At 65.3% G+C, this 772-nt stretch carries 1 protein-coding gene and 2 pseudogenes; 2 read left to right on the top strand and 1 reads right to left on the bottom strand.

Annotated features, from left to right (window positions below):
* Positions 1-168, bottom strand: a pseudogene (locus EN749_RS39315) (LemA family protein); the annotation flags it as partial.
* 162 nt (positions 169-330) lie between these two features.
* Here EN749_RS39315 and EN749_RS36660 point away from each other — a divergent pair.
* Together EN749_RS36660 and EN749_RS39310 are read left to right on the top strand one after the other, a co-directional pair.
* Complete coding sequence (locus EN749_RS36660) at positions 331-582, top strand: hypothetical protein (protein WP_127808777.1); 252 nt, start codon at positions 331-333, stop codon at positions 580-582.
* Between the two features lie 13 nt (positions 583-595).
* Positions 596-772, top strand: a pseudogene (locus EN749_RS39310) (pyridoxal kinase); the annotation flags it as partial.

Here is a 772-nt window from a genome sequence, read left to right as displayed (position 1 = left end):
GCGCTGATACTGGTTCAGCACCTCGCTCCATGCCGCCCTGGCGTTTTCTTCCGCTGTGGGGATGGTGTTGTAGCCGCAGCCGGCAAGCAGCGGCAGCACGATCGCCATCATCAGGAAGGCGGGCAGCGTGCGGAAAATGGACGGCGAGGCAAGGCGCTGGGCAAACATGATGGGGTCCCTCGGTAGAAGTTGCACGCGAAGCATTACCACAATCAGCGCGCAAGAAAACCGCCCGGGCCGGCAGCCCCTCGCCTGCCATGCCCAATGCCGCTGCAAGGGTCTGTGATTGGCCGTACGAACGCGATAAGGTCCGCAAAACGGGACATCATCATGGCGGAGCGCCAGGACAGCGAGAAGGAATCGCGCCGTATCCTCGATCGCATCGCGCACGAGACGAATCCGGCGGGCGACTCGTTTGCGGGGCGGGCCGCGAAAGGCATGCGCGATCACGTCACCGCGGCCGATGCCGATCGCGCCGATCCGATCGAAGTCTGGGGCACCCGCTTTGGCCGCACGCTGGGCCTGCTGCTGGCGCTGGGCCTGATGGTCTGGCTCGTGCTTTACGTCATCCGGGGCAGTTAGGAATCAAACGACAATGAGCGCCGAACAAACCGACGCGCCGCGTGCGGTCATCGTCATTTCCAGCCATGTCGCGCGCGGCTCGGTCGGCAACCGTGCAGCCGTGTTTGCGCTGGAGACCCTGGGGTTCCCGGTCTGGGCGGTGCCGACCGTCATCCTGCCCTGGCATCCCGGCCATGGACGGGCAACACGG

Source organism: Mesorhizobium sp. M7A.F.Ca.ET.027.02.1.1 (assembly GCF_004022985.1).
In the GTDB taxonomy this organism is placed as follows: domain Bacteria; phylum Pseudomonadota; class Alphaproteobacteria; order Rhizobiales; family Rhizobiaceae; genus Mesorhizobium.
Note: the sequence above shows the minus strand (reverse complement) of the source record. Positions and strands in the feature narration are given on the sequence as shown.